This window comes from Paenibacillus sp. 203 (assembly GCF_037027525.1).
Classification (GTDB): domain Bacteria; phylum Bacillota; class Bacilli; order Paenibacillales; family Paenibacillaceae; genus Paenibacillus; species Paenibacillus polymyxa_B.
Window position 1 is genome coordinate 1 of sequence record NZ_JAXCHD010000004.1, and the last position, 24521, is coordinate 24521.

The following is a 24521-nucleotide window of genomic DNA, read 5'->3' on the forward strand; positions in this document are numbered from 1 at the left end:
CAAATTCATGTTTGGTGGCGATAGCGGAGGGGTTCCACACGTACCCATCCCGAACACGACCGTTAAGCCCTCCAGCGCCGATGGTACTTGGACCGCAGGGTCCTGGGAGAGTAGGACGTCGCCAAGCAACCCCATAATGGGGATTTTTTTTCGCCTATCATGCTATTGATTATACATACAAAATTGATTTTTTAGATGGGGCTATAGCTCAGCTGGGAGAGCGCCTGCCTTGCACGCAGGAGGTCAGGGGTTCGATCCCCCTTGGCTCCACCAATATTCCCTGATAGCTCAGTTGGTAGAGCACTCGACTGTTAATCGAGTTGTCACAGGTTCGAGTCCTGTTCGGGGAGCCATGTGGAGAGGTGTCCGAGTTGGCCGAAGGAGCACGATTGGAAATCGTGTAGGCGCCAAAAGCGTCTCGAGGGTTCGAATCCCTCTCTCTCCGCCAGCTCTTAATAATAGATATATGGCCCGTTGGTCAAGGGGTTAAGACACCTCCCTTTCACGGAGGTAACAGGGGTTCGAATCCCCTACGGGTCATAGTAATTCGGAGGCTTAGCTCAGCTGGGAGAGCATCTGCCTTACAAGCAGAGGGTCGGGGGTTCGAGCCCCTCAGCCTCCACCACTTGAAAAATAAACATTTATTACTGTCGCGGGGTGGAGCAGTTCGGTAGCTCGTCGGGCTCATAACCCGAAGGTCGCAGGTTCAAATCCTGCCTCCGCAATTACTTTCAACTAAGAGAGTTGTCTCTGGAACCGTGGTGTAGAGGCCCAACATGCCTGCCTGTCACGCAGGAGATCGCGGGTTCGAATCCCGTCGGTTCCGCCATTTAACTTAATATGCCGGTGTAGCTCAACTGGTAGAGCAACTGACTTGTAATCAGTAGGTTGGGGGTTCAAGTCCTCTCGCCGGCACCATTTTGGAGGATTAGCGAAGTGGCCAAACGCATCAGACTGTAAATCTGCTCCCTTACGGGTTCGGTGGTTCGAATCCATCATCCTCCACCAGTTTTACGAGCCATTAGCTCAGTTGGTAGAGCACCTGACTTTTAATCAGGGTGTCGAAGGTTCGAGTCCTTCATGGCTCACCATTGTATTACATGCGCGTGTGGCGGAATTGGCAGACGCACTAGACTTAGGATCTAGCGTCTTTGACGTGGGGGTTCAAGTCCCTCCACGCGCATCTTGTTTTTTGCGGACGTGGCTCAGCGGTAGAGCATCGCCTTGCCAAGGCGAGGGTCGCGGGTTCGATTCCCGTCGTCCGCTCCATTTATTAGTCCCCTTAGCTCAGCTGGATAGAGCGTTTGACTACGAATCAAAAGGTCGGGAGTTCGAATCTCTCAGGGGACGCCATTAACTTCATAAGCCGGTGTGGCGGAATTGGCAGACGCGCGCGACTCAAAATCGTGAGGGAAACCGTGGAGGTTCGAGTCCTCTCACCGGCATCTATTTCGGATGTAGCTCAATGGTAAAACTCAGCCTTCCAAGCTGGTAGCGTGGGTCCGATTCCCATTACCCGCTTTATATAAATGAAAAAGGAGAGATGGCTTATTTTTATGCCATCTCTCCTTTTTTACTTTTAAACAATTCCTATCGACATGACAATCAGTAGAAACCTCAAGGCAATCTCCTCCGTTCCTTTGCGTTATTAACATACACAGGCAACTTCCAGAATTTTTATTTTCTGATCTTCTTCATATACTTAAGTTTCAGCTCGTAGTTCAGTTCTTGAAGGCAATATCAGCATGCAGACAGAAAATCTCATCAGAAATTGCCCCGCAACCTAACTCTGGTATCGGCGAGAGAAGCAACCGCTCCAGATCCAGAGTTTCAATCTGCTTAACTATCGGTTAATGGGCTTTGAGCGAAGCACTGACCGGAGTCATCTTTGTCTGAGAAGCAACTGGACCTGGTGACCATGGATATCACGATGCCAGATATGACAGGTACACACGAGGCTTTCTATGGATAGGGCGTAAAACTAACGAGGAACGATAGTTAAATAACACACAATGTTGAGCAGGCGCTTCAAGTCTGCTCTTTTTATTAAACTAACGGCCAGGATAGTTATAAATATGTTAAAATAAGGGAGAATAAAATCAGAGGTGAGCTAATGTTCAATCCGAAGATCTTCTTCTATTAGTTGTGTCTAAGGTCATGGCTTCAAATGCCAAAATCTAACCCGGCACAACGGGGATGAAGATGTTTACACGGGAAGAGATTCAATTCTGGGAAGATGAGAAACAGCAAAGTCTGGAGATCAATAATAAGCCCAAAGATCCAAGAAAAGAGAAGCTTAAGGATTTCCGTAAAGGAATCAAGAGTGTTCATTACAACAAAGAATGTAAAATAGCAAGAAAAGATGATTATCGTCTGTATAAGAACAAAAATGAAACGACTGATGCGTAGTGAAGAATACGAGCTCCTACACAGTTACAAACGAACGAGTGGTTGGATTACTTGGTAAATGAGGTAGCCTTTGAATGAACTCATCCTATTGTTGAAGTGAGTAGCAGTAGGGCAGTTCATGAGGGGCTGCTTTTTTTCATTGAGCTAACGGGCAGTTTAGTTGAACAAGATAAGTGGAGGTTTTATGTCGCATTTGACGCAAACTGTGAAGGAGGAAGCTGGGAAAATGATAGCTAAGTGTAAAGTGTTGAGTTAACTATCCAGCTTGTTTGTTGATGTCTTTAATGTTTGTGCAGCCTCATCGAGATAGATATCTAAATAAGTACCATCAGTAAATTTAATAACCACAGCATTAGTAGTGATGGCGACATCTTCAATCGTCCTACCTTTAAGTTTTTCAGGTATAACTTTGAAATTAGTCGATTCCACATTCATCAAATCCTTTCATTGATTACACATCTTAGTAATCGGTAATAAGTATATAAAACCTATATTAGTCTAACACTTCTCATTATAAAAGTAAAAGATGAATGATAGAAATACTGAACAGTACGAAGATATTGTGTAATAAAAGAAAGCGTGCTTATTCAACTAACGAGGAACGTTAGTTAAATAAAGAACAGCGGTAGTCTAGGACTTTCTCCTTTTTTAGTCCAAGGCTGCCGCTATTACTATATTCAATTCAGTCTAATACTATATTTTTATCAGACACCGGCTTTCAGAACGGCATCAGAGGTGGGGAACTCCAATAAGGTTTTCAACGACACCGCAGAATGAAGATCCCCGATAAACACCCTTGTATTCAGGAGACATCTGATCCAATGCGGTTTGGACTGCAGCTTAATTTGAATATATAGACCGGTAAACGCGTCATGCTGTCGCGTTAAGTTTCGGAGATTCAAGCAACTGAACGCCCCTTGTTTTATAATGATCAAAGTCTTCTTTGTAGAAATAGAATCATCTTCGGTTGATTACTCCTCGGGTAAAAGTTATGAACGGTTGACCTTGGCTTCAAAACGCTTTTCCAACACGTCCCAGTTGGGTGTAGGGACCCGGGACCGTTCCTTCCAAAGGTGAAACACGCGGCTCAAAGCTACGATTTCCCCTACGAATCCGTCAACCAGCCGGCGGATCGGCATCCTATGATAAATTTTTATAAAAAGGCGCATCAACGCCGGTCGTTTGCGGATTAGTGAAGCTTGCGCGGCCGGCGTTAGTGGATACCCTAAGGCCTCTAACACGCGAAAGCCTTCGTCCATAGCCGCGATCATCTGCCGCAACAACTTGTCGTCGCCGGCGTTTTTTTTCATTTGACGCTCGTGTATAACCGTTACAAAGTTTAGCGCAATTACAGGCACGATATAATTCTTGAACCGTGCCTCTATATTTTCATGATAGATAGGTATCGTACTTATTTGGTTTACATATGCGGGTACGCCCCCTTCCATGCAGAGGGTCTTTCCCAAACAAACATGGCCTAACGGCCACCATCATGAATGAAAATGTCTTGGCTTGTGAATCTGAACCTCCTTAATGGAGTAGAGGGCACAGGCCGAGAGTTTTTTGTTAGGACATACTCTGAGTCCTTAATTTCCCGACCTAGAGGAACTATAGGCAGCATCGTATTATCTCGCTGGTCGAATATTTAAAGCGGTGTTTGTGAATACCAGTCTATGTGAACACTATTTAACAAACTAACAAATTCGCCATTGAAAATCTTCTCTTGAACCAATTTTGGTATACTATGTGGTAGATAAGAGAATTGAGAATTATTTTGAAGTCTGGCTATAAGTGTGTTTCTACAACAACTTGAAAAATAAAATCGATTTTGGTGAAATGCGGAAGCTGTTAGGGCGTAAAGAGAGAAGAGGAGGAATGGAAATGTCGTATCTCGTTGATTTTAAAGATGTATCTACGGTTGGTTTAGAGTCTTCACCTGTAGCAGAAGCGCTTGCTGGTTTACGTGCCAATGAAGCCCGTTATTTTATGAACAAATACAAGCATGAGTTTACGGTTGTACCAGCTAGCGAAAGCCAGGAGAGCCTTGATTATGTGAACCGAATTTTGAGAGAAGAACGTGATATTGCGTTTGCGGCTAAACCTTTAGAAACGTCGCGTTTTCAAGTGGAAAATATCCAATTTACCTACGTTTTTTATGAGGATGGTCTTGCAATCAATGTCATGTATACGGTGGATGACCCTAAGAAGCGGGCCGTTGGTTTTAAGCTTTCTGAGGGGATGGAGGTACCAAAGGAGCTAGAAGGGAAGTTTAAGTTTGCTAGGCAGAAGTCTAAACTAGCTGGAACAATTCGGGGTTCGTTTTTTGTAATTAAAGGACAATATTAAAGTAAGCAAAAGCGCAAATGGAGGAATCCAGCCCCTTATTCTCTTTGCAAAAAAATGTGAAATTAAAGCAAGGGCTATCCCGCAAAAGGATGGCCCTTTTTGAAAGAATGATGAAAAGCTACCGCTTATCGTATGATTACAAACAGGAAGATGGTGGGTAGTCTCTGATAAGGAGACTATTTTTTTGAAAACTTGCCCCTTCAGCCAACGCGGTGAACCATACCATAAGTGAAGATGAAAAATTTCCTTGTGGGAAGTGAGCTAACAATACGATTAGCCAGAATAGTTTGCTGCGAATGAAGATAACAACATTTAGTGTGGTATGCACTCGTGTTGATCTCGTTTTAATATCCAAACTTTTATTTCATACATGTTGTTGTTAGTCCATGTCTTGCTTCGCTTTTCTCAAGTGCTTTATTAAGCGGCCCATGATCGATTCTCGGTCTCGCCTCCAATCAGTTGTTGAAGTAGTGAGACTGTTCGAGGTCGTGGATCAGTGCAGGTTGCACAGGCCGCCATCCCAGAAGTTCCTGAGTTGCAACGCTTGATCTCGGGATATCGAGCGCTGCAAGTGTGCTGAGGAAGCCGAAGTGGGTGTCTGCTTCTTCACGTGAAATGCTGACTACAGGCACGTTCAGGTGTTTACCGATAACACTTGCGATGTCGCGAAATGGCACGCCTTCATCTGCGACCCCATTTAGTCGTGAACCAGCGGGTGCCTTTTCTAATGCAAGGCGGTATAGATGTGCGGCGTCAAGGCGGTGCACAGCCGGCCAGCGGTTACTCCCCTCTTCCACATAGGCTGAGAAGCCCTTCGTTTTGGCAATGTTGATCAGTCTCGGCACAAATCCTGTGTCACCCTCACCGTGTACCGAAGGGCAAAGCTCTACGATCGATGTCCGCACTCCGCGCTCAGCCAGCAATAACATTACGTTTTCTGCTGCCACTCCATTGGCGTGCGTGGTGACCACGAACGGCTTCCCGGACCCTTCCAGCGCCGCCCCCATCGCTTCGACGGCGTGCAGATCTGCTGTGAGTGCCCTGGCGAAGTTCGAGAAGTCGTGATTGAATGCCAGATGAATAATACCATCCGCAGCAGCCGCACCACTACGAAGGCTGTCGAGATCGTCGATGTCACCGCGGTGCACTTCGGCTCCAGCCTCTTTTAGTTTCGCAGCGCTATTGTCTGAGCGCACAAGACCGACGACCTGATGACCCGCATCAATGAGTTCACGGACGACAGCGGAACCGATGTAACCTGTTGCTCCTGTTACGAAAACACGCATCATGAAATCCCCCTTAAGCTACTAACCATTATTGTATAAATTATAATTACCACGCGATGGGTCCATCCTCATCTGAGAACGTTCCTGTTGGACCGTCCGCACCAATCATCGCAAGCCGGACTGCTTCACGCGCCCCTTGTTCAACACTACGAGTGCCAGCAAAATTATTGAGCGCAGTCGATGTAAAACCTGGACAGGCCGCATTGACCTTGATGTTTGTCGATTCAAGCGCAAAAGCAAAGGCAAGTGTCACCGCATGAACAGCCGATTTTGATGCCGAATAGGCCCCAAACATCGCACGATGTGAGTTTTCCGGAATGGAATTCCAGCTAAGGGAGCCGCCGGTGCTGCCCATGTTGACGATGCGTGCTGCCGGAGCCTCACGTAAAAGTGACAACATGGCCTGAGTGACTGCAATGACACCAAAAACATTAGTTTCATAAACCGAACGAATGTCTTCGAGCGAAGCAACGGTCAAAAGACCGCTCGTCGCTCCACTGCTCGGAAACGGATCGTCCGGTTTACCTGCGTGTGATATGCCCGCATTGTTCACAAGTACATCGAGACGACCAAATTCGTTCCGAATACGCTCTGTTGCAGCAACAATGGAGTCCTGATCGGTAACGTCGAGCTGGAGAGCGTGCGCATCCGAACCGATGCTTTTGGAGGCAGTTTCTCCATTCTCGAGGCTGCGTGATCCAACGAGCACGGTGAAGCCCTGTTCCGCTAGGTCCTTCGCAATCTGTAAACCTATTCCTTTATTGGCACCGGTGATCAAGGCTACGGGTTTGTCTTGCATGATCGTAATCTCCTTTTTGGTATGGGGCACCATCTATATATTTCCCGTTGGATGTGGGATAATGATATTAAATCACACAAAAACGAAACTGTAAAGTTCCGGAACTGATGAGTTTCTGAATATATATTTTAAAAGGAGCTAAGTTTATGAGTAAAATAAAAAAGGAAATGTCTGAGAGGGGCGAATTAACTGAGGTCGTGGCAGAAAAGCCTGCGAAAATATTGGGACGTAAGAGAGATCACACGCGGGATGATAAAATCCTTGAGGCGGCAATCGCCATCCTCGCCGATACGAGTTTCGATGGTATGACAATGGACATGGTCGCGGCTCGAGCAAAGGCTGGGAAGGCGACGGTTTACCGCCGCTGGTCTTCCAAGGCGGAGTTAGTCCGAGACGCCTTGGCATGGATGAATCGAAATCATCTTGAGCTCGAAAGCTTGCCTGATACAGGAACCTTGCGCGAAGATCTCCTCGTGCTTTTGAAGCCGCAATCGATCGCGGAAGAAGAACGCAAATTTCGAGTCCTAGCGGGCCTAGGCTCCTTTTTGCAGCATCCGGAATTTGCCGAAGCAGGAACAGCCGGGATTTTCGAGCCATGGGTTGTTGTAAACCGCGAGCTTATGAACCGAGCCGTCGTCCGCGGTGAAATTCCTGCTCACGCGGACATTGAGATGGCTTGCCAGGTCATTACTTCAATGGCTTCTTTTCGCGGACTCATCCAGCGCAAACCGTTCGACAAGCCTTTCTTTACAGCGCTAATCGATGGTATTCTACTGCCTGCACTCAAAAACCCTCGAACAGCTCCAAATATCATGGACCGATGATGACCAGGCGCTTACCAAAAGAATAATCCATTGATGCCGCAAACGAAAAAGAGGAGTAGATATCCTTAGGGCATCTACTCTATACTTTTAATTGTTGGTTCTTTTGGCGTAATCAAAACCTACGGGCGATCTTTTAAAAGATGGTTAGATATCGAGTTTACGGGTAGCGATCCATTTCACCATGTCAGGATCGCGATGTGAAAAGAACAGGCTCTGTTTCGTATCTAACGTAGTAATCGACCCCATATCCTCTTGGCTTAACTCAAAGTCAAAGATATTGAAGTTTTGGGTAATTCTTTCTTTACGAACAGACTTTGGAATCACAACAACTTCTCTTTGTGTTAACCAGCGTAAAACCACCTGAGCAACGGATTTATTATACTTTTCAGCTATGGATATCAATATTTCATTCTGGAACAAGTTATTTTTCCCTTCAGCAAAAGGCGCCCAGGATTCGATCTGAACATTATTTTCTTTCATGAATTTTGCATTTTCGATTTGCTGGTTGAATGGGTGCGTTTCAACCTGATTCACGGCAGGAACTACTTCATTATGAATAATCAAATCGATCAGGCGATCCTCATGGAAGTTACTAACGCCGATTGCACGGACCTTTCCTTCACGGTACAATTCCTCCATAGCGCGCCAAGAACCAAACACATCTCCATATGGCTGGTGAATTAAATACAAATCCAAATAATCCAATTGCAATCTATCCAGTGATTTTACAAATGCCTTTTTTGTACGCTCATAACCCGTATCCTGAACCCAAAGTTTCGTAGTGATAAATAACTCCTCTCTTGTCACGCCACTACGTTTGATCGCTCTGCCAACTGCTTCTTCATTTAAATAAGAGGCAGCGGTATCTATCAGCCGATAGCCTGCCATAATAGCGTCATAAACGCTTTGTTCACATTCATTTGCATCTTGGATCTGATAAACACCAAAACCGAGTATAGGCATCTCAACCCCATTGTTCAAAGTTACTTTTTGCATATAAAATCCTCCAGTATTTTTAATTATTATGTGTAATTCAACTACAATTCATATTCATAACAGACACCCACTTCACATCTTTATTATGCACCAGATGACAAAGCGATCGTTATCCCGTTCGTGCCAAATGTTTGCCTAATCCTCTCACTACCACCTATTTAACAGATAAATATGGACTATAATCGAACTTTAAAGAATGACGGCACGGGGAGGATCAAATGTCTGAAATAATCACTAAGCAGCAAATACCCCATACCCTATCCCAGAAATTCTTTACATACGCAGACTCCAAATTCTACCTTAGGAGCGAATCTATTAAATAAATACCTTCGCATCTGGAAAACCCAACGTAACGATTCCCCACTACAGCAACTCAAAATAAATTCTCGATTTTAAGTGTCCGTTTGTATAATCTGATCACACCCCGATATATCTAAAAATGCCTCCTTGCTCCCTATCTAAATTTCTTTCTCTCCATCCTCTGTAATCTTAATTCAGATAAATCTGTCGTAGCTTGGTCGATTGCCGATCTAACAGTATCCCTCTATTAGGTTGAAATCCTATATAAATCGGTTGAAAATGTTGATTTTACCAATGGACAAGGATTTGTACAATAGAGTTGTAGCGCTTACATTTCCAAGGAGGTTGCGGCGAAATGAAGAGAATTCAGCTGATTGGCAAACAAATCAGGACCCCGAGATCCAAAAGGAGGCCGTGTTGATGAAATTTAAGGGAATATTGGCGGCATTTTTGTTTTTAACCACAGCGTCTGTGTTGTTTGGGACGCATACGGCAGAGGCCCATGAACTATCCAATGACAAGCTGACGATTCAGACAGGCGAGCATGGCGAAATTTCATCCATACGTATCAAGGGAGATGCTTTCCCGACAGAGTATGTCATGAACGCAACGGTAACACCTGAACAGAACACCGCAGATCATCAGTGGCTAGGGGAGCTGATGTTCACATACCGATTGGATGGAGGCAGCTGGACGAAGGCATGGACGAACAAGTCGGCAGACGCACGTAAGATCACGACCAGTGGTAACCGTGTCACTGTCACGTACGAGAATTCTACTCATGCAGAAGGGATACGCAATTTTAAAGTCATCGAAACGTATTCGGCAGAGTCGAATGGTTCGGTGTTGTGGAATATACAGGTGCAGAATACAAGTGGGAAAAAATTGGAGATTGGTGATTTTGGTTTGCCTCTGCCTTTCAATGAGCAGTGGACCAACGGTGATGCGATCTACGAAACTAGAGTGGTGACGCATTCCTTTGTCGGCAATAACAGCTCCTACATCACAGCTGGGCGTCCCAGCGGCATTAGTTCTTCCCTGCTGCTGATTCCTGATTCCACAACGGGTGCGGGCTTTGAGTATCAGGATCACTGGCGGGATGAGGAGCATCCGGGCAGTAAATGGGCGTGGAACCCGGCTAACGAAGGCAAATGGCTGGAAGGACTCAATGTATTTTATATTCATTCCAATGTCATCAAGTCCACCAACCGGGGGTATTTGCCCAATACAAGCCTAATCCTGAATCCCGGTCAAAGCAAAAACTATGGTTTCAAGTTTCTGGCGGTGAAGGACGAGCATGATGTAAAAGATACGTTGTACCAAGAAAACTTGGTGGATACAACAGTCGTACCGGGTATGATCGTGCCTACGAATCAAAAGGCGAAGGTGGACCTGCGCTCCAAGCAGGCGATCAGCAAAGTAACCTATCCAGACGGAACCGTTATTCCGCAGACGGATAGCAAGCCCGGAGGACATCACATTTATGAACTGAAATTTACTAAGCTGGGTCCAAACTTCATAACGGTAGAATACGGCAACGGTAATAAAACGGTGTTACAATTCTATGCCATCGAGCCGATTGATCAAGCGCTGCAACGGCATGCTACATTTATGGTCGACAAAACCCAATGGAATGTACCGGGTGATCTGCGCGACAAGGTATTTGACGATTGGATGATGCATACCAAATCCAAACGCAACATTTTCAACGGCTACTGGGGCTGGGGGGATGATTGGGGTCTGACCCACGGACAGTTCCTGGCTGAGAAAAACACACTGTCTCCAGTCGCCAAAGAGGTGCGGGCAGTAGACGATTATTTGGAGACGGCGATCTGGACGAATCTGATGAACGGACATCATGAGGATTATTTAATTCATGATTTCTTGATGCCGGAACCGAACGATACACCAACCTATCGAGGGTATGCTTATCCGCACGTATACAACACGTATTTCAGCATGTACAAGATTGCCAAGGAATACCCGGATCTTGTCACTTACAAGCATCCAAAGGAAACCTATTTGCTGCGGGCGTATAACATTTTCAAAGCATTGTATGAAGGGCCAGTCGCGTACAACTGGGAAACAGGTTTGATGGGCGAACTGACCACACCGGATATTATTCAGGCACTTCATGATGAAGGCTATGATGATGAAGCGAATGATCTCAAGGAAAAAATGGATCGTAAATATAACAATTTTAAAAATACAAAGTATCCTTACGGTTCTGAATATAGCTACGACAATACAGGGGAAGAGGCTGTATATACATTAGCCAAGCAGAATATAGATACAGAGGGCGAGCAAACTAAAGCCCTGGAAATGATGAGTAAAATTAATGCCAAAACCCGTGCGGCACGCGGTCATATGCCCGTATGGTACTACTACACCGATCCGGTGACGATTACCGGTGAGAACTGGTTTAACTTCCAGTACACGACTTCGCTTGCTGGATATGCGATGGATGACTGGATTCGCCACCACGAGGACAATCACCGTGAGGAACAACAACGGTTGTCCTATGCAGCTAAAATTGCCAATGTGGGAGCGATTAACTCCGGGCAAATCAGCTCGGACCCTGAGAACATCGGGGCGGTCGCATGGACGTATCAAGCGGAAAAAGGCAATAACGGCACGAACGGCACTGGCGGCGGTAAAAATGTTCCGCTCTTTAACGGCTGGCGCGGCATGAGCGGTGAGGCTGATCTCGGATTGTTCGGTGCGCTCAAAACGTTAAGTGCTGATATCGCGATTGATCCTATTTTCGGATTGACGGGCTACGGTGCAGAGGTGAGCAAAAACGGCAACATGTATACGATCAAGCCGCTGGACGGCCTGTTCAAGCGCATCAATCTGATCACGGAAAAGCTGTATATCGAGCTGGAAAAGGACCAATATACAGAAGCCAAGCTGGCAACATCCAAGGATTACGTATGGCTCCAACTGAAAAATCAAACACCGGGTCAAGCCCATTCCACGTACGTTACATTTGACGGTTTGAAAAAAGGAACGTATATGGTTAAAGTAGGCGGTCAATCACAAGGGAAGTTTAATGCGTATGCGCCTTCCAACAAGCTTAAATTGGAGATTGGTACAGCATCCTCTTACACGGTAGAGCTGACATCGACCACACCTGATCCGAACAAAGCACCTGTCGTGGATGCCGGCAAAGATTCGAAGGTAAAGCTGCCGGATCAGATCATTCTGAAAGGCACGGATACGGATGATGGGCTTCCGCAAGGAAAGGTGACAAACGAGTGGAGTCTGGTTGAAGGACCACAGGACGCGAAGGTCACATTCAGTAACAAAACATCGCTGCGCACGAAGGTGGACGTTTCCGAGCCGGGAACGTATGTGTTCAAGCTGACAGCCAGCGATTCTCAGTTGTCAGCGGAGGCTAAAGTAACGGTGGTAGCTGAACCGGCGGCTCCGTTACTTGAACAGCTTGTAGTTTACAAGTTTGATGAAACAAGCGGTTCTGTAGTTGCGGATTCATCAGACAGCGGCAATGATGCTGCCGTGAAGGGGACGGCTGCATGGGCTGCGGGTAAAACAGGCAATGCTGTCAGTCTGAACGGCAAGGACAGCTATGTGCAGCTTCCGGCAGGTATTGTCAGTCGGGCACAGCAATTGACCGTATCCGGCTGGGTTAAAGCGAACACCCTGAGCGATTATGTGCGGATTTTTGACTTTGGCTCCGGGACGAATGAATATATGTTCCTGACGCCTAAAGCAGGAAATACCATGCTGTTTGCCATTACCAACCAAGGCAACGGGCAGGGACAGGAGCAGACGATTGAAGGCCCTGTACTGCCGACGGGCGTATGGAAGCATGTTGCAGTCACGCTTTCGGGTTCCACAGGTATTTTGTACGTGGATGGAAAAGAAGTGGGACGCAATACCAACTTGACCTTAAATCCTATCAGTCTGGGTCAGACCAAAAATAATTTTATCGGCAAATCTCAGTACCCTGATCCGTATTTCAATGGTCTGGTGGATGAATTCCGTATCTACAGCCGTGCTTTGAATGCAACCGAGGTGGCAGGTCTGGCCTCCGGTACAGCACAGAATCTGGCGGTAACTGAGAAAATTACCGCGTTAAAAGAAGTAAATGTAACGACACATGTCGGTGAAAAACCGGAACTGCCAAGCGTAGTGGAAGCTACGTATGGAGAAGGCTCCACTAAATGGGTGGCTGTGGAATGGGAGGATATAGCCCCTGTACAATATGGTGCTCCAGGTTCGTTTGAGTTGAAGGGCAAAGTAGAAGGGACAGAGTTAAAGGCAATTGCGAAGGTAACCGTGATTGAGGCAGGAGGAGCTGCGGCTCCATCGGTAACACCGGTTAGCCCGGAGACTTTAGTAACCCCGCCAATTACGACACCCTCGGTAACATCTGCCTTACCGCCTCGGCCTATCAGCTCCGCTAAATCAGCGGGGGGATCCTGAATGGGAGGCAACAACGCATAGTTATGAGTAACCTTTCCCATCGTCACTTTCCTCCTGTAAAGGGGAGAGTGGCGGTGGGTATCCTTGCATTTGGAGTGCAAAGCTGCGAACAAAAATGTGAATGGGGGAAAAAGTATGAGCAAGATTACATTTCTGGGTGCAGGTAGTACGGTATTTGCTAAAAATGTGCTTGGCGATTGTATGTTGACGCCTGCATTGCAGGGCTTTGAACTGGCGTTGTTTGATATTGATCCCATAAGGCTGAAAGATTCGGAAAATATTTTATCCAATTTGAAAAAAACAACAGGGAGCACCTGTGTGATTCGCTCCTACACTGACCGCAAGGAAGCACTGCGTGGGGCGAACTATGTGGTAAACGCCATCCAGGTAGGCGGCTATGATCCGTGTACAATTACGGATTTTGAAATTCCCAAAAAATACGGCCTGCGCCAAACGATTGCCGATACGGTCGGCATTGGCGGTATTTTCCGCAATTTACGTACAATTCCGGTGATGCTCGATTTTGCGGCAGATGTGCGCGAGGTATGCCCGAATGCATGGTTTCTTAACTACACGAATCCGATGGCCGTGCTGACGAATGTGATGAATGTTCATGGAGGTGTCCGTACGGTAGGGCTGTGTCATAGTGTGCAGGCGTGTATACCGGAGCTGTTTAAAAGTCTCGGGCTGGAGCAGGAAGGTGTAAAGGCAAAAATTGCAGGCATCAATCATATGGCGTGGTTGCTCGAAGTGAGCAAGGATGGTGTGGATTTATATCCTGAGATTAAAAAACGAGCCGCCGCTAAGCAGCAGGAAAAGCATCAGGATATGGTGCGCTTTGAAATGATGCTAAAATTCGGCTATTACATTACGGAATCGTCCGAGCATAATGCGGAGTATCATCCGTATTTTATCAAACGGGCATACCCTGAGCTGATCGAGCGCTTCAATATTCCTTTGGATGAATACCCGCGCCGCTGTGTGAGCCAGATTGCACGATGGGAAACGATGCGTGAGGAGCTTTTGAGCAATCAGGATCTGCGGCATGAACGGTCAAACGAGTATGCCTCTTATATATTTGAGGCGATTGAAACGAATCAACCTTTTGCCATTGGCGGCAATGTGATGAACACAGGCTTAATTACCAATCTGCCGAAGGAAGCCTGTGTGGAGGTACCTTGTCTGGTGAATCGTAACGGGGTTACGCCAACCTTTGTCGGGGATTTGCCACCCCAATGCGCTGCGCTGAACCGGACGAATATTAATACCCATCTGTTAACAATTGAAGCTGCAATCACCAGGAAAAAGGAGCACATTTATCACGCCGCGATGCTGGACCCGCACACGTCCGCAGAGCTGTCCATGGATGATATTGTTTCTCTGTGTGATGACCTGATTGCAGCCCACGGGACATGGCTCCCAGCCTATGTCTAAGAGAGGCAGATGAATGGGAGGCCGGGGTCGTCAAAAGTTCGCCGGGATTCCTACAATCCGTGGGAAATTTATTGTACTGACGCTGGTACTCACCGTCATTCCGATGGTGGTACTGACCTTTACCTTTTACCAGATCGCGGCCCATTCCCTTGGTGAGAAGTCGGAGGCACTGGCTATGCAGTCCCGGCAAATGAGTGAAAATTACGTCAATGCGACGCTCTCCGATTTGAATGATCTGACCAATTCCATTCTCAGCAATCCTGATGTGCAGTCTACGCTGGAGACCAAGCCGAAAGATGATTATGAATATTTACGGAACGATGAAACACTCAGTATGGTGGTCCGTACGCAAACCCAGACCAAGCCGTATATCACGTCCTCACTCATATATGCCGCCAATGGCGGGCTCAAGCATTCTCTCTATCAAGGGAATGTTTCGGTCCGTTTTGGCGGCCTTCCTACATTAGAGGAAGCACGTGTGTACTATCGCCGCCTACTCGCCGAGCGGCCCATGATGTGGATGGCTCATTCGCCGTTTGAATCCGGACGCGGGATGGCGGAGGATCGCATCTATGTGGGGAAGCTGCTTCGAAAAACGACTGGAGATTATGCGCCCCTCGGATTTTTGCTGCTGGAAATCGACAAGGCCAGTCTGTTTCGGGGGCTTGCTTTTCATGAAACAGACGGCAATACCCAGATGTGGGTGCTGGATCAGGAGGGCGAGTCTGTATACCGATTGCCGGAGCAGGGTGTTGCGGACCAAGCGCTATTGCGGCAGATTGCCAAATCGGCTGTGGATAGGCCTGTGCTTACGAAGGACTGGAGAACATGGAACGGCCGCCAGACGATGATCTCTTATGGCCCGTTAAATGAAGGACAATGGACGCTGCTGCAAAAAGTCGATCAGTCCGTGCTGTTCGAGGATGCGCGGAAAATCGGCGCCTGGACCATCTGGATTTTTTTGATTGCATTGATGCTGGGCTGGATGCTGTCTTATCGGCTAAGTGACACGATTCGTCGCCCCCTGCTTCAATTGAGCCGATTGATGGCGGTCGATGGGAGTGTGAGCGCTACAGGCTCAGCCCAAGCTTTCGAAGCTCCTACTTCCGTTGTTTTTAATCCTAAGGATGAGGTAGGGCAGATCGGGGAGCGTTTTCTTCATATGATGCAAAAAAATCATGAACTGTACGGTCAGGTCTACGAAGCATTGCTGTCGCGTAAGCAGGCTGAGTTTCGCGCGCTTCAGGCGCAGATTAATCCGCATTTTTTGTACAACACGCTAGAATCACTGAAGGGAATGGCATTGGCGAATGGGCAACGGGATATGGCAGAGGTGATCGGGGCCTTTGGTAAATGTTTTCGCATTTCGCTAAGTTATGGCCGAGAGCAAATCAGTTTGGGACAGGAAGTCGAGCATGTAAGCGCCTATGTGAAGGTGCAGCAGTTCAGGTTTAGGAATTCGTTCGAGTGGATTTGCGAGGTCGAGGAGGATATTTGCGGATTTTATGTACCCAAACTGATCCTCCAGCCACTCGTCGAAAATGCTATTTACCACGGCTTAAAAGGGCGCACCGACCGTGGCTATATCATGTTATCCGGTACAAGGGAAGGGGACATGTTGCGTTTGACGGTCAGTGATGATGGGGGCGGTATTGGAGCCGAGCGTCTGAACGATATCCGGAAGTCGCTGGATGCGGAACGGGGGAATGCTATTGGCTTTGGGTTGCGCAATGTGCATGAACGTCTTCGGCATTATGGTCCGCAATATGGACTGTCCGTGACAAGCGAACCGGGTCAGTATACCTCGGTTACTTTACTGGCACCCATTCGAACCGAATAAGAAAGGGAGGATGGCATGTACCGGCTGCTGATTGTGGACGACGAATATCATATTCGGGAAGGACTGAAGCTGATGGTGGCGGAAAGTGGCCTGTCAGTGGAAGTCAGTGATGTGGCGGAGGACGGAGCAACGGCATTACGTTTGTATACGGAGCAGCGACCGGACATGATTTTACTGGATATTAATTTACCGGATATGAGTGGACTGGACGTAGCAAAAACCATTCGGGAAAAGGATCAGCAGACCCCGTTATTATTCCTGACAGGGTATGAATCTATGACATATATTCGTCAGGCAGTTTCGCTTCAAGCGGTCGATTATTTGCTCAAGCCGGTGACCAGCGGGGATTTCGAAGCGGCTTTGAGCCGGGCTGAGGATCGCATTGCGCAATGGCGAAGAAGCGAGGAGGAAGCCATTCACCGCCATCGTTCATTGGAGCCATTGTACAGGGAGCATCTACTGCTGGATTTGCTCCAGCAGCGGCGTCCTGCAGCCGAGGTCATTCGAGAGATGGACGGGCTGGGATTTTTCGGCGAGACGAGTGGACCGCCTTATACCGTACTGTGCTGCGAGCTGGAGGAGTCGTCGCAGCAGGAGGCAACCGTCACTAGCAAGCCACACGGTTCCATGCATAAAAGCAGCCATGTATTCGCCGGACTGGCGGGGGAGGCTGCGGCAGCAGCCGGGGCGAAGGCGCATAGTGCGGCGGTTTCCCGCGATCGGCGTGTTGTGCTGCTGGCGACGGCATCTTGCAGGGCGGCGGAGCGGATGGCACAGCAGATTCGTCAGGCCGTGCAGGAACGATTGAGCCAGGGCCTGTCCATCGGGATTAGCCGTCCCGTACAACGGATGGAGCAACTTCCCGAAGCGTATGAGGAAGCTGTGCAAGCGGCGGAGCATCGGGGGTGGGTGGGCTATAGCCAGATCATTCCCTATGAGAGCATTCAGGCGGCCGAGCTGAACAGCAATCAATTACTGGAGAAGGAACTGCTGATGATTACGGAAATTCGAGCGGGCAATGATGCTGCCGTACATGCGATTTTACAGGAATGGTCAGGACAATTGGCGGGCTTGCCTGTCAAGCAGGTGAAAATGATTGTCACTCAGCTCGTTTTGTTCGTCATGCGCATCGTCCAGAGTGATGCATCTGTAGGACAAACGTCCATGCAGGAACAGGACCCGTTGTTGGAGCTGTCCCGATTGCGGCATGGGCCCGAGATGATTGATTATGTATCGCGCTATTTTGTCCGAGTGGGCCGCCATGTCCGAGAATCACGCGAGAAGGTCATTCCACGCAAATTCCAACGGGCCAAGGAATGGATTCGGGAGCATCTTCAGGAGGATGGCGGGCTGAACCGTCTGGCAGAGTACATGAATATGAGCCCCAAGTATTTGAGTGCCCGTTTCAAGCAGGTTACAGGTGAAAGCTTCGCAGACTACCAGACGCGTGTTCGCTTTGAGCGAGCCCGAGAACTGCTGCTGGACCCGAATCGCAAGGTGGCGGAGGTAGCGGAGGTAGTGGGATTCACAGATACGAACTATTTTAGTATTGCCTTTAAAAAGTATACCGGACTGACCCCGACGGAGTTTCGTAAAACATTTTTGTAAACGCGCTGTTAAAAAAATCATACCAAAACAAAGAGAGTCTGGAGTCGTTGGGTGGTCGGCTCTGGGCTCTCGGCGCATAATAGGCTTGTAAGGAGAAACCAGTTCAGGAAGGGGCCGGTTGATTTGCTGAAACGAAGGTTACGGACATGGATGGCTCTCGTGATGACGGCGATGTTGACAGGGCTGACGGCTTGCGGTGGTAACGCTGGTGAACCGGCTAATCCCAATGCGGTTGAACTCAAGTTCATGTACTGGGGAAGCAATGACGAGAAGCAGGCGGTGGAAAAAATGATTCAAAGCTTTAATGCATCGCATCCGAACATCCGGGTGAAGGGCGAGCATGTCCCTGGTGACTACACGACGAAAATTAACACGTTAATGGCTGCCAATCAGCTTCCTGATATCGCCTACCTGGGCGATTCCCTCACGATGAAATGGGCAAGTGAAGGCAGACTCCTGGATTTATCCTCTTATTATGACGAATATCCCGAATTAAAAAACAAGCTCAAATCCTCCTATCTCTACAGCGAACCCGGCAAGTCTATCGGAAATTACACCGCATTGGAAGTGATGCAGTTATTTTACAACAAGGAGTTGTTTACAGAAGCAGGGGTACCCGTCCCTCCGGCTGATCCTCAAAAAGCGTGGGCATGGGATGAATTTCTGGAAATTGCCAAAAAGCTGACCAAGGATCAGAACGGCAAGCATCCGGGAGACAGTGGATTTGATCCGAAAAATATTGTGCAATACGGCTTTGCCTTCGGCAATGACCGCAGCTCCTGGGGGCCGCTTTTAGCGAGCAACGGTGGAGGTTTGACTGACAAAACAGGCAAGAAGTACACCCTGAACAGTCCTGAGTCGGTGGAGGTTTTTCAGAAGCTGCAGGATCTGGTTTTCAAGGAGTATGTTTCTCCTGATTTGATCCAGCAGCAGGACATGCCGTCCAATACGATTCGGCTTCAGACAAGAAAGGTCGCCATGGTGGTGGACGGGACATGGTCCCTGCTCGATTTTTCGAACAACAAGCAACTGCAATGGAGTATCGGCGTTCTGCCGAAGCTAAAAGAGCCCAAAACGATGATCGTTGCGGGAGCCACGGTCATTTTCCAGAGCACCAAGCACCCGAAGGAAGCGCTCGAATTTTACTTGTACCATAACAATCCCGAAAAGGTGGATCTGTTCAAGTCCGGTCTGTGGATGCCTATCGAGGAAAAATATTATACCGATGAGCAGGCCATCCAGTCATGGACCAATAATGCCGCACATCCACCGGAATTTCAAAAGGCTGGCATTGAGTATGCCAGAGATTATGCGATCAAGCCGTCCACTTCGACTCTTCGCAACTGGCCTGATATTGGTTCCAAGCTGACCCCAGGGCTGGATCTGATCTGGACGAACAAGAAGACTCCGCAGCAGGCGCTGGATGAACTGGAGCCTATCATTCAGCCATTGCTTCAAGGGGTATACCCGGATGAATAATGCGGCGGGACAGCTGCGAAAGGAGAACAGCCCATGAAGCGACCAAAATCAGGAATGATGCGCATGGAGCGAAACTGGGGTCTGCTATTCGCGCTTCCTGCCATTCTCGGATTAATGATATTTACAATTGGACCGATCGCAGCCTCGTTCGTATTCAGCTTAACCGATTGGACGATTGGTGGACAGATGACCTTTATCGGATTGGACAATTATCGAACCATTTTGACCGAGGATGCTACCTTTTCCCAATCCATGTTCGTGACTACGTATTATGCACTGGGCAGCGTACCTCTAGGCTTGGCGGCAGCTTTTATCATTGCGCTGTTATTAAATCAAAAGGTGAAGGGTTTGTCGGTGTTCCGTACGATTTATTATTTACCTACCATTGTGCCGAGTATTGCCAACACGATGCTGTGGCTATGGATGTTCAACCCGGATTTTGGTCTGTTAAATTCGCTGCTGGAGGGCGTTGGACTGCCAGGGAGCAAATGGATTTATGACGAGAGCACTGCAATACCCTCGCTGATTATGATGAGCACCTGGGGGATCGGGAACACGGTCATTATCTTTTTGGCGGGACTTCAGTCGGTTCCCACCCATCTGTATGAAGCAGCTGAGGTAGACGGCGGCAATAGGTGGCATAAATTTTTTCACATTACCATTCCTTCGATGACACCAACCATCTTTTTCAATCTGGTCATGTCTTTAATCAGCACCTTTCAGGCCTTCAATCAGGCGTATGTTATGACCAACGGGGGACCTAACAATTCAACCCTGTTCTATGTGTTCTACTTGTGGCGTACAGCCTTTACGGAGACTAAAATCGGCTACGCCTCAGCGCTGGCCTGGATCTTATTTTTCGTCATCATGGTGCTAACGGTTCTGATTTTCTCCACATCCAAAAAGTGGGTTCACTATGAAGGAGGGGAACGTTCATGAATCAGGTCACTTCTTCTGTCAATCCTTCAGAAACACCACAACATCCGTTGCCACAGCCTGAACGCTCCCGAAGTCCTGCTACCGCCACCCGTTCCAAACCATTCCCAATCAGCCGTGTTGTACTGTATGTCGTTTTAATTATAGGTAGTGTTTTAATGCTGTTGCCATTCGTATGGCTCATTCGCAGCTCCCTGATGGGGACATCCCAAATTTTCGTGTTCCCGCCAGAGTGGATACCCTCTCCTTTTCAATGGAGCAATTACCCGGAAGCGCTGACTTCGGTACCGTTCGGCAGGTATTTTATGAATACGTTCATGATTGAGGTATGTGTGCTGGCAGGAGTGATGTTGACCTCAATTGTATCGGCATTTACCTTTGCCCGTCTGCGCTGGCCTGGACGCAATCTGATTTTTTCCCTGCTGATCGGGTCGATGATGCTGCCTTACGCGGTGACACTGATTCCCACTTTCGTGATGTGGCGTGAGTTGGGCGGGCTGAATACATTTCTGCCGCTGATTGTTCCTGCATGGTTTGGTGGAGGGGCGTTTAACATCTTCTTGATGCGACAATTCATGCTGACGATTCCACGCGATTTGGACGAAGCGGCTTATATGGACGGAGGTACGCCTCTGACTGTTCTATGGCGCGTCATTATTCCTTTATCTTCGCCTGCATTGATCGTGATCGGAATATTTACATTTATTGATGTGTGGAATGATTTTTTGGGCCCGATTATTTACTTAAGTGACGAAAAGCATTTTACGCTAGCGCTGGGGCTAGCGACTTTTCGGGGATTGAACAATACCAACTGGCCTTACCTGATGGCGGCTTCCAGCACGATTTTGGCTCCCATCGTCCTGATATTTTTTATCGGACAACGCTATTTTATCGAAGGCATCACATTGACAGGGATTAAAGGCTAAAAGGAAGCTCAGACGCGCTGGTGTGCTGGAAAAAGAGACGAAGGAGTGGGCGCAGGACTTACGGGAAAGCGGCAGCGAGAAGAGCATAAATTGTGTTCAAAAGCAAGTGGAGAGTGTGTTCTAAGGTATATGCCCTGAAAAGAGATGTGGAATAAGGAGGCGTACGAGTGAAAGAGGAAGAGAGTCAAAAGACAAAACCGTTACAGGGTGTTCCTGGCAGACTGGCCCGGTTACGCTCGGAATTCCCGGCTCTAGGGATAGATGCACTGCTTATTACACATGGGCCTAATCGAAGATATATGACCGGGTTTACAGGCTCCGCTGGAATTGCGCTTGTTACGCAGGAAGAGGCTTTTTTAGTGACGGATTTCCGCTATATGATGCAGGCAACAGATCAGGCAGTGGAATATTCAGTGATTCGGCATGAGGCGCAAATCTTCCAACCCGTGGCTGATCTCACAAGTAAATTGGGTGTCCACAGACTGGGTTTGGAGAGCCGACATGTCTCACTTCAACAGTCGGGACAGCTTCAAGCCGCGCTGGGCTCGTTGGAGTACGTGCAAACGGAGGATGTCATTGAACGGCTGCGCGATGTGAAGGACGAAGAAGAGATTCGCACCATTAGCGAAGCTGCGCGTATTACCGATGCTGCCTTCACGGAAGTGCTGAATTATATTCAGCCTGGGGTTACAGAGCGACGGATTGCGGCGGAACTGGAATATCAGCTTCGGCTCGCAGGCGCGGAATCAGGCGGTTTTGCGTTCATTGTCGCTTCAGGCGAGCGTTCGGCGCTGCCGCACGGACTGGCCAGTGACAAGGAAATTGGTCAGAACGAGTTCGTCACAATGGATTTTGGCGCAAATGTGCGTGGTTATCTATCCGATATCACGCGTACCGTATTCGTAGGCCAGCCCTCGGAACAACATGAGAAATTGTATTCCATTGTGCTGGAGGCAAATATGAAGACGATTGCAGGGCTTCGTCCCGGCTTAAGCGGTCGGGAGGGAGACAGTCTGGGGCGGGATGTGATTGCCTCTTACGGCTATGGGGAGCAGTTTGGTCACGGTCTGGGCCACGGCTTTGGTCTGGAAATTCACGAGCAGGTACGTCTGTCCCGCGAAAGTAAGTCGGTGCTCGTACCAGGTCATGTCCTTACTGTGGAACCGGGCATTTATATTCCAGGCTTCGGCGGGGTTCGGATTGAGGACGATGTGCTGATCACAGATGACGGTGTCAAGGTTCTGACCTCCTCACCCAAGGAGCTGCTTTTGTTATAAAACGCAGTGGCGCTATAGGTAACTATCCATAGTTTGTAAGTCATCCAAAAACGAGATGGAGGGATTGAATGAACACGTATAAAAGATGCACCAAAATATGGATGACTGCGCTGGCAGCTTCTCTCATAGTGGCTTTGACACCAGCTATTCCTGGGCAACAGACGGCTTATGCCGAAGCGGAGTCGGATGTAAAAGTCATCGACATCTTTAGTCGGACGGTGAACGATTATGGTATAGATCTGGTTGATTGGCAAGGGTATCTGGCCAACCCGTATGTGAAGCTAAAAGTGATGCCGCCAGCGGATGCTGCTTTTCCGTTAACGGTTACGTTAAATGCGCAGGGCACGTCCCGGCTGATGATGGATCTGCCAAGTACGTTGTCGGCGCAAGGTGCAAGCAAAACGCTGACTTTTGCCAATGCACAGGAGGAAAAAGATTTTCGGCTAGCCATCCATCCTGACCGGATTGGAGGAAACGGTGAAATAGAGAACTATACGCTGTCTATGTCCGTTGCCGGAAATGATGGTCACACGACTACTCAGTCCATTCCGATTCGCGTGCTGGATCAGGACGATAATAAAGAGCCCACCGTCCCCCTCCATTTTGACTACAGATTCGATACGATCAGGCCTTATTTCAATGATGATGATACCAAAAAGGCCGCAGAGCTGGCGGTAAAGGACTGGTTCTATTTCTTTGATCTGGCGCCGTTCGATGAGGTTCCTGCCAACGCGGAGGTAAACCATCTGCCAGGGGACGATTGGCAAAATGAAATACAGGTGACGAATGACAAACCCTATAAAGGCATGTGGGTATTCATGAGAGGGCTGAACGGGCCTTATTCTACGGGCTTTCCAGCCACGAACGGCAATTATCATACACGTAACGGTGTGACCGTCCCGGGGAATCTGAACCGTTCCTATAGTTTGATTCTGGATTTCTATGATGATGCGATTCCATTCACATCCGTGGACGATGAAGAATGGTATCAATCCGATCTGTCCAAAGTGACGGATGTGCATGGGCTGATCATGCATGAATTCGGTCATGCGATTGTATTCAGCGACATATTCCCGGGTGTCAAAGCGCTGAAGGAAGTGGCGGGCAATGACCCGGATATTATGGCTTATCAGCACAGACCAGCCGCGCTGGACGACAGCTATCATTTCTCTGGAGAGCTTGCAGAAGTCGACAGATTGAGCGGTCAAAATGGAGGCTGGCGCCATCTGTTCCCGACTCGGCGCTGGATGAACACGAAGCTTTCGCTGCTGGTAGCAGAAAAGGCAGGCTGGCCGCTGCGTAGGGACCTGACTCCTTTCCTCGCGCCAGAAATCATGACAAAGGAATTGCCTGCACCCGTCAAAGGCAAAACGTACACGGCCAAGCTGGAGGCCAAGGGAGGCGTACCGTTTTACGATTGGACGGTGACAGGCGGTCAACTGCCCGCAGGCTTCACACTGGACCGCTTTACAGGAACGATTAGCGGAACAGCAGACAGCGGAGCAGGCAACAAGACGTATACGTTTACCGTACAGCTGCGGGATTATGATGAGCTGAGCAAGCCTGTGACACAAAGCTTTACGCTTAAGCTGTAAAGAATACCTCACAAACA

The 24521-nt window shown here is 48.3% G+C and carries 17 protein-coding genes, 14 tRNA genes, 1 rRNA gene and 1 pseudogene; 27 read left to right on the forward strand and 6 right to left on the reverse strand.

Annotated features, from left to right (window positions below; all coding sequences use genetic code 11):
• The first annotated feature begins 10 nt into the window (after nucleotides 1–10).
• From rrf to WA407_RS09405, 16 genes are all read left to right on the forward strand, one after another.
• Nucleotides 11–127 (forward strand): 5S ribosomal RNA (rrf, locus tag WA407_RS09330).
• 70 nt (nucleotides 128–197) lie between these two features.
• A tRNA-Ala gene (locus tag WA407_RS09335) sits at nucleotides 198–273 on the forward strand.
• Nucleotides 274–277: 4 nt separating this feature from the next.
• Nucleotides 278–353: transfer RNA gene (locus tag WA407_RS09340), tRNA-Asn, on the forward strand.
• Between the two features lie 3 nt (nucleotides 354–356).
• Nucleotides 357–448, forward strand: a tRNA-Ser gene (locus WA407_RS09345).
• A 20-nt stretch (nucleotides 449–468) separates the two neighbouring features.
• Nucleotides 469–540 (forward strand) — tRNA-Glu (locus WA407_RS09350).
• Between the two features lie 9 nt (nucleotides 541–549).
• Nucleotides 550–625 (forward strand) — tRNA-Val (locus WA407_RS09355).
• A 26-nt stretch (nucleotides 626–651) separates the two neighbouring features.
• A tRNA-Met gene (locus WA407_RS09360) sits at nucleotides 652–725 on the forward strand.
• 27 nt (nucleotides 726–752) lie between these two features.
• A tRNA-Asp gene (locus WA407_RS09365) sits at nucleotides 753–829 on the forward strand.
• Nucleotides 830–842: 13 nt separating this feature from the next.
• Nucleotides 843–918: transfer RNA gene (locus tag WA407_RS09370), tRNA-Thr, on the forward strand.
• Between the two features lie 4 nt (nucleotides 919–922).
• Nucleotides 923–1008 (forward strand) — tRNA-Tyr (locus tag WA407_RS09375).
• 7 nt (nucleotides 1009–1015) lie between these two features.
• Nucleotides 1016–1091 (forward strand) — tRNA-Lys (locus WA407_RS09380).
• Between the two features lie 11 nt (nucleotides 1092–1102).
• Nucleotides 1103–1183 (forward strand) — tRNA-Leu (locus tag WA407_RS09385).
• 11 nt (nucleotides 1184–1194) lie between these two features.
• Nucleotides 1195–1269, forward strand: a tRNA-Gly gene (locus WA407_RS09390).
• Between the two features lie 7 nt (nucleotides 1270–1276).
• Nucleotides 1277–1353 (forward strand) — tRNA-Arg (locus WA407_RS09395).
• Between the two features lie 12 nt (nucleotides 1354–1365).
• Nucleotides 1366–1445, forward strand: a tRNA-Leu gene (locus WA407_RS09400).
• Nucleotides 1446–2202: 757 nt separating this feature from the next.
• Complete coding sequence (locus WA407_RS09405; protein WP_336077222.1) at nucleotides 2203–2409, forward strand: hypothetical protein; 207 nt, start codon at nucleotides 2203–2205, stop codon at nucleotides 2407–2409.
• A gap of 252 nt (nucleotides 2410–2661) precedes the next feature.
• Here WA407_RS09405 and WA407_RS09410 read toward each other — a convergent pair whose 3' ends face one another.
• The 3 genes and pseudogenes from WA407_RS09410 to WA407_RS09420 all read right to left on the reverse strand — a co-directional run bounded on the left by WA407_RS09410 (nucleotide 2662) and on the right by WA407_RS09420 (nucleotide 3857).
• Nucleotides 2662–2838 (reverse strand): hypothetical protein, encoded by a 177-nt coding sequence (locus WA407_RS09410; protein WP_196765492.1) that lies wholly within the window; start codon nucleotides 2836–2838, stop codon nucleotides 2662–2664.
• 290 nt (nucleotides 2839–3128) lie between these two features.
• Nucleotides 3129–3360, reverse strand: a pseudogene (locus WA407_RS09415) (IS110 family transposase); the annotation flags it as partial.
• 38 nt (nucleotides 3361–3398) lie between these two features.
• On the reverse strand, nucleotides 3399–3857 hold the full coding sequence (locus WA407_RS09420) for a hypothetical protein (protein ID WP_336077223.1): 459 nt from the start codon (nucleotides 3855–3857) through the stop codon (nucleotides 3399–3401).
• 433 nt (nucleotides 3858–4290) lie between these two features.
• Between WA407_RS09420 and WA407_RS09425 the strand changes: the two genes are divergently transcribed.
• Nucleotides 4291–4755, forward strand: coding sequence for a hypothetical protein (locus WA407_RS09425; protein ID WP_061832045.1), 465 nt, complete (start codon nucleotides 4291–4293; stop codon nucleotides 4753–4755).
• Nucleotides 4756–5210: 455 nt separating this feature from the next.
• On the opposite strand, the gene WA407_RS09430 is transcribed toward WA407_RS09425, so the two are convergent.
• Nucleotides 5211–6041 (reverse strand): SDR family oxidoreductase, encoded by an 831-nt coding sequence (locus WA407_RS09430; protein WP_336077224.1) that lies wholly within the window; start codon nucleotides 6039–6041, stop codon nucleotides 5211–5213.
• A gap of 46 nt (nucleotides 6042–6087) precedes the next feature.
• Complete coding sequence (locus WA407_RS09435) at nucleotides 6088–6873, reverse strand: SDR family oxidoreductase (RefSeq protein WP_336077225.1); 786 nt, start codon at nucleotides 6871–6873, stop codon at nucleotides 6088–6090.
• A gap of 134 nt (nucleotides 6874–7007) precedes the next feature.
• Here WA407_RS09435 and WA407_RS09440 point away from each other — a divergent pair, with 134 nt between their 5' ends.
• Nucleotides 7008–7664: a TetR/AcrR family transcriptional regulator gene (locus WA407_RS09440; RefSeq protein WP_061832052.1), complete on the forward strand. Its 657-nt coding sequence runs from the start codon at nucleotides 7008–7010 to the stop codon at nucleotides 7662–7664.
• Between the two features lie 144 nt (nucleotides 7665–7808).
• Here the strand turns inward: WA407_RS09440 and WA407_RS09445 are convergent, their stop codons facing one another.
• Nucleotides 7809–8660 (reverse strand): aldo/keto reductase, encoded by an 852-nt coding sequence (locus tag WA407_RS09445; RefSeq protein ID WP_336077226.1) that lies wholly within the window; start codon nucleotides 8658–8660, stop codon nucleotides 7809–7811.
• Between the two features lie 720 nt (nucleotides 8661–9380).
• Between WA407_RS09445 and WA407_RS09450 the strand changes: the two genes are divergently transcribed.
• From WA407_RS09450 to WA407_RS09490, 9 genes are all read left to right on the forward strand, one after another.
• Complete coding sequence (locus tag WA407_RS09450) at nucleotides 9381–13409, forward strand: DUF5695 domain-containing protein (RefSeq protein ID WP_336077227.1); 4029 nt, start codon at nucleotides 9381–9383, stop codon at nucleotides 13407–13409.
• Between the two features lie 135 nt (nucleotides 13410–13544).
• A complete protein-coding gene (locus WA407_RS09455; protein ID WP_336077228.1) occupies nucleotides 13545–14843 on the forward strand; it encodes an alpha-glucosidase/alpha-galactosidase in 1299 nt (432 codons plus the stop codon).
• A gap of 13 nt (nucleotides 14844–14856) precedes the next feature.
• Nucleotides 14857–16683, forward strand: a complete 1827-nt coding sequence (locus WA407_RS09460; protein ID WP_336077229.1) for a cache domain-containing sensor histidine kinase — start codon at nucleotides 14857–14859, stop codon at nucleotides 16681–16683.
• A gap of 15 nt (nucleotides 16684–16698) precedes the next feature.
• A complete protein-coding gene (locus tag WA407_RS09465) occupies nucleotides 16699–18291 on the forward strand; it encodes a response regulator (protein WP_336077230.1) in 1593 nt (530 codons plus the stop codon).
• Between the two features lie 123 nt (nucleotides 18292–18414).
• Nucleotides 18415–19770 carry an ABC transporter substrate-binding protein gene (locus tag WA407_RS09470; protein ID WP_336077231.1) on the forward strand — a complete coding sequence of 452 codons (1356 nt, stop codon included), beginning with the start codon at nucleotides 18415–18417 and terminating at the stop codon, nucleotides 19768–19770.
• A 33-nt stretch (nucleotides 19771–19803) separates the two neighbouring features.
• Nucleotides 19804–20709, forward strand: a complete 906-nt coding sequence (locus WA407_RS09475) for a carbohydrate ABC transporter permease (protein WP_235307454.1) — start codon at nucleotides 19804–19806, stop codon at nucleotides 20707–20709.
• Nucleotides 20706–21632, forward strand: coding sequence for a carbohydrate ABC transporter permease (locus tag WA407_RS09480; RefSeq protein ID WP_336077232.1), 927 nt, complete (start codon nucleotides 20706–20708; stop codon nucleotides 21630–21632). Before WA407_RS09475 ends, WA407_RS09480 begins: the two co-directional genes overlap by 4 nt.
• 167 nt (nucleotides 21633–21799) lie before the next feature.
• Nucleotides 21800–22909, forward strand: coding sequence for a M24 family metallopeptidase (locus tag WA407_RS09485; protein WP_442952029.1), 1110 nt, complete (start codon nucleotides 21800–21802; stop codon nucleotides 22907–22909).
• A gap of 68 nt (nucleotides 22910–22977) precedes the next feature.
• Entirely contained in the window at nucleotides 22978–24504 is a 1527-nt protein-coding gene (locus tag WA407_RS09490; protein WP_336077233.1) for an Ig domain-containing protein, read from the forward strand.
• Nucleotides 24505–24521 lie beyond the last annotated feature (17 nt).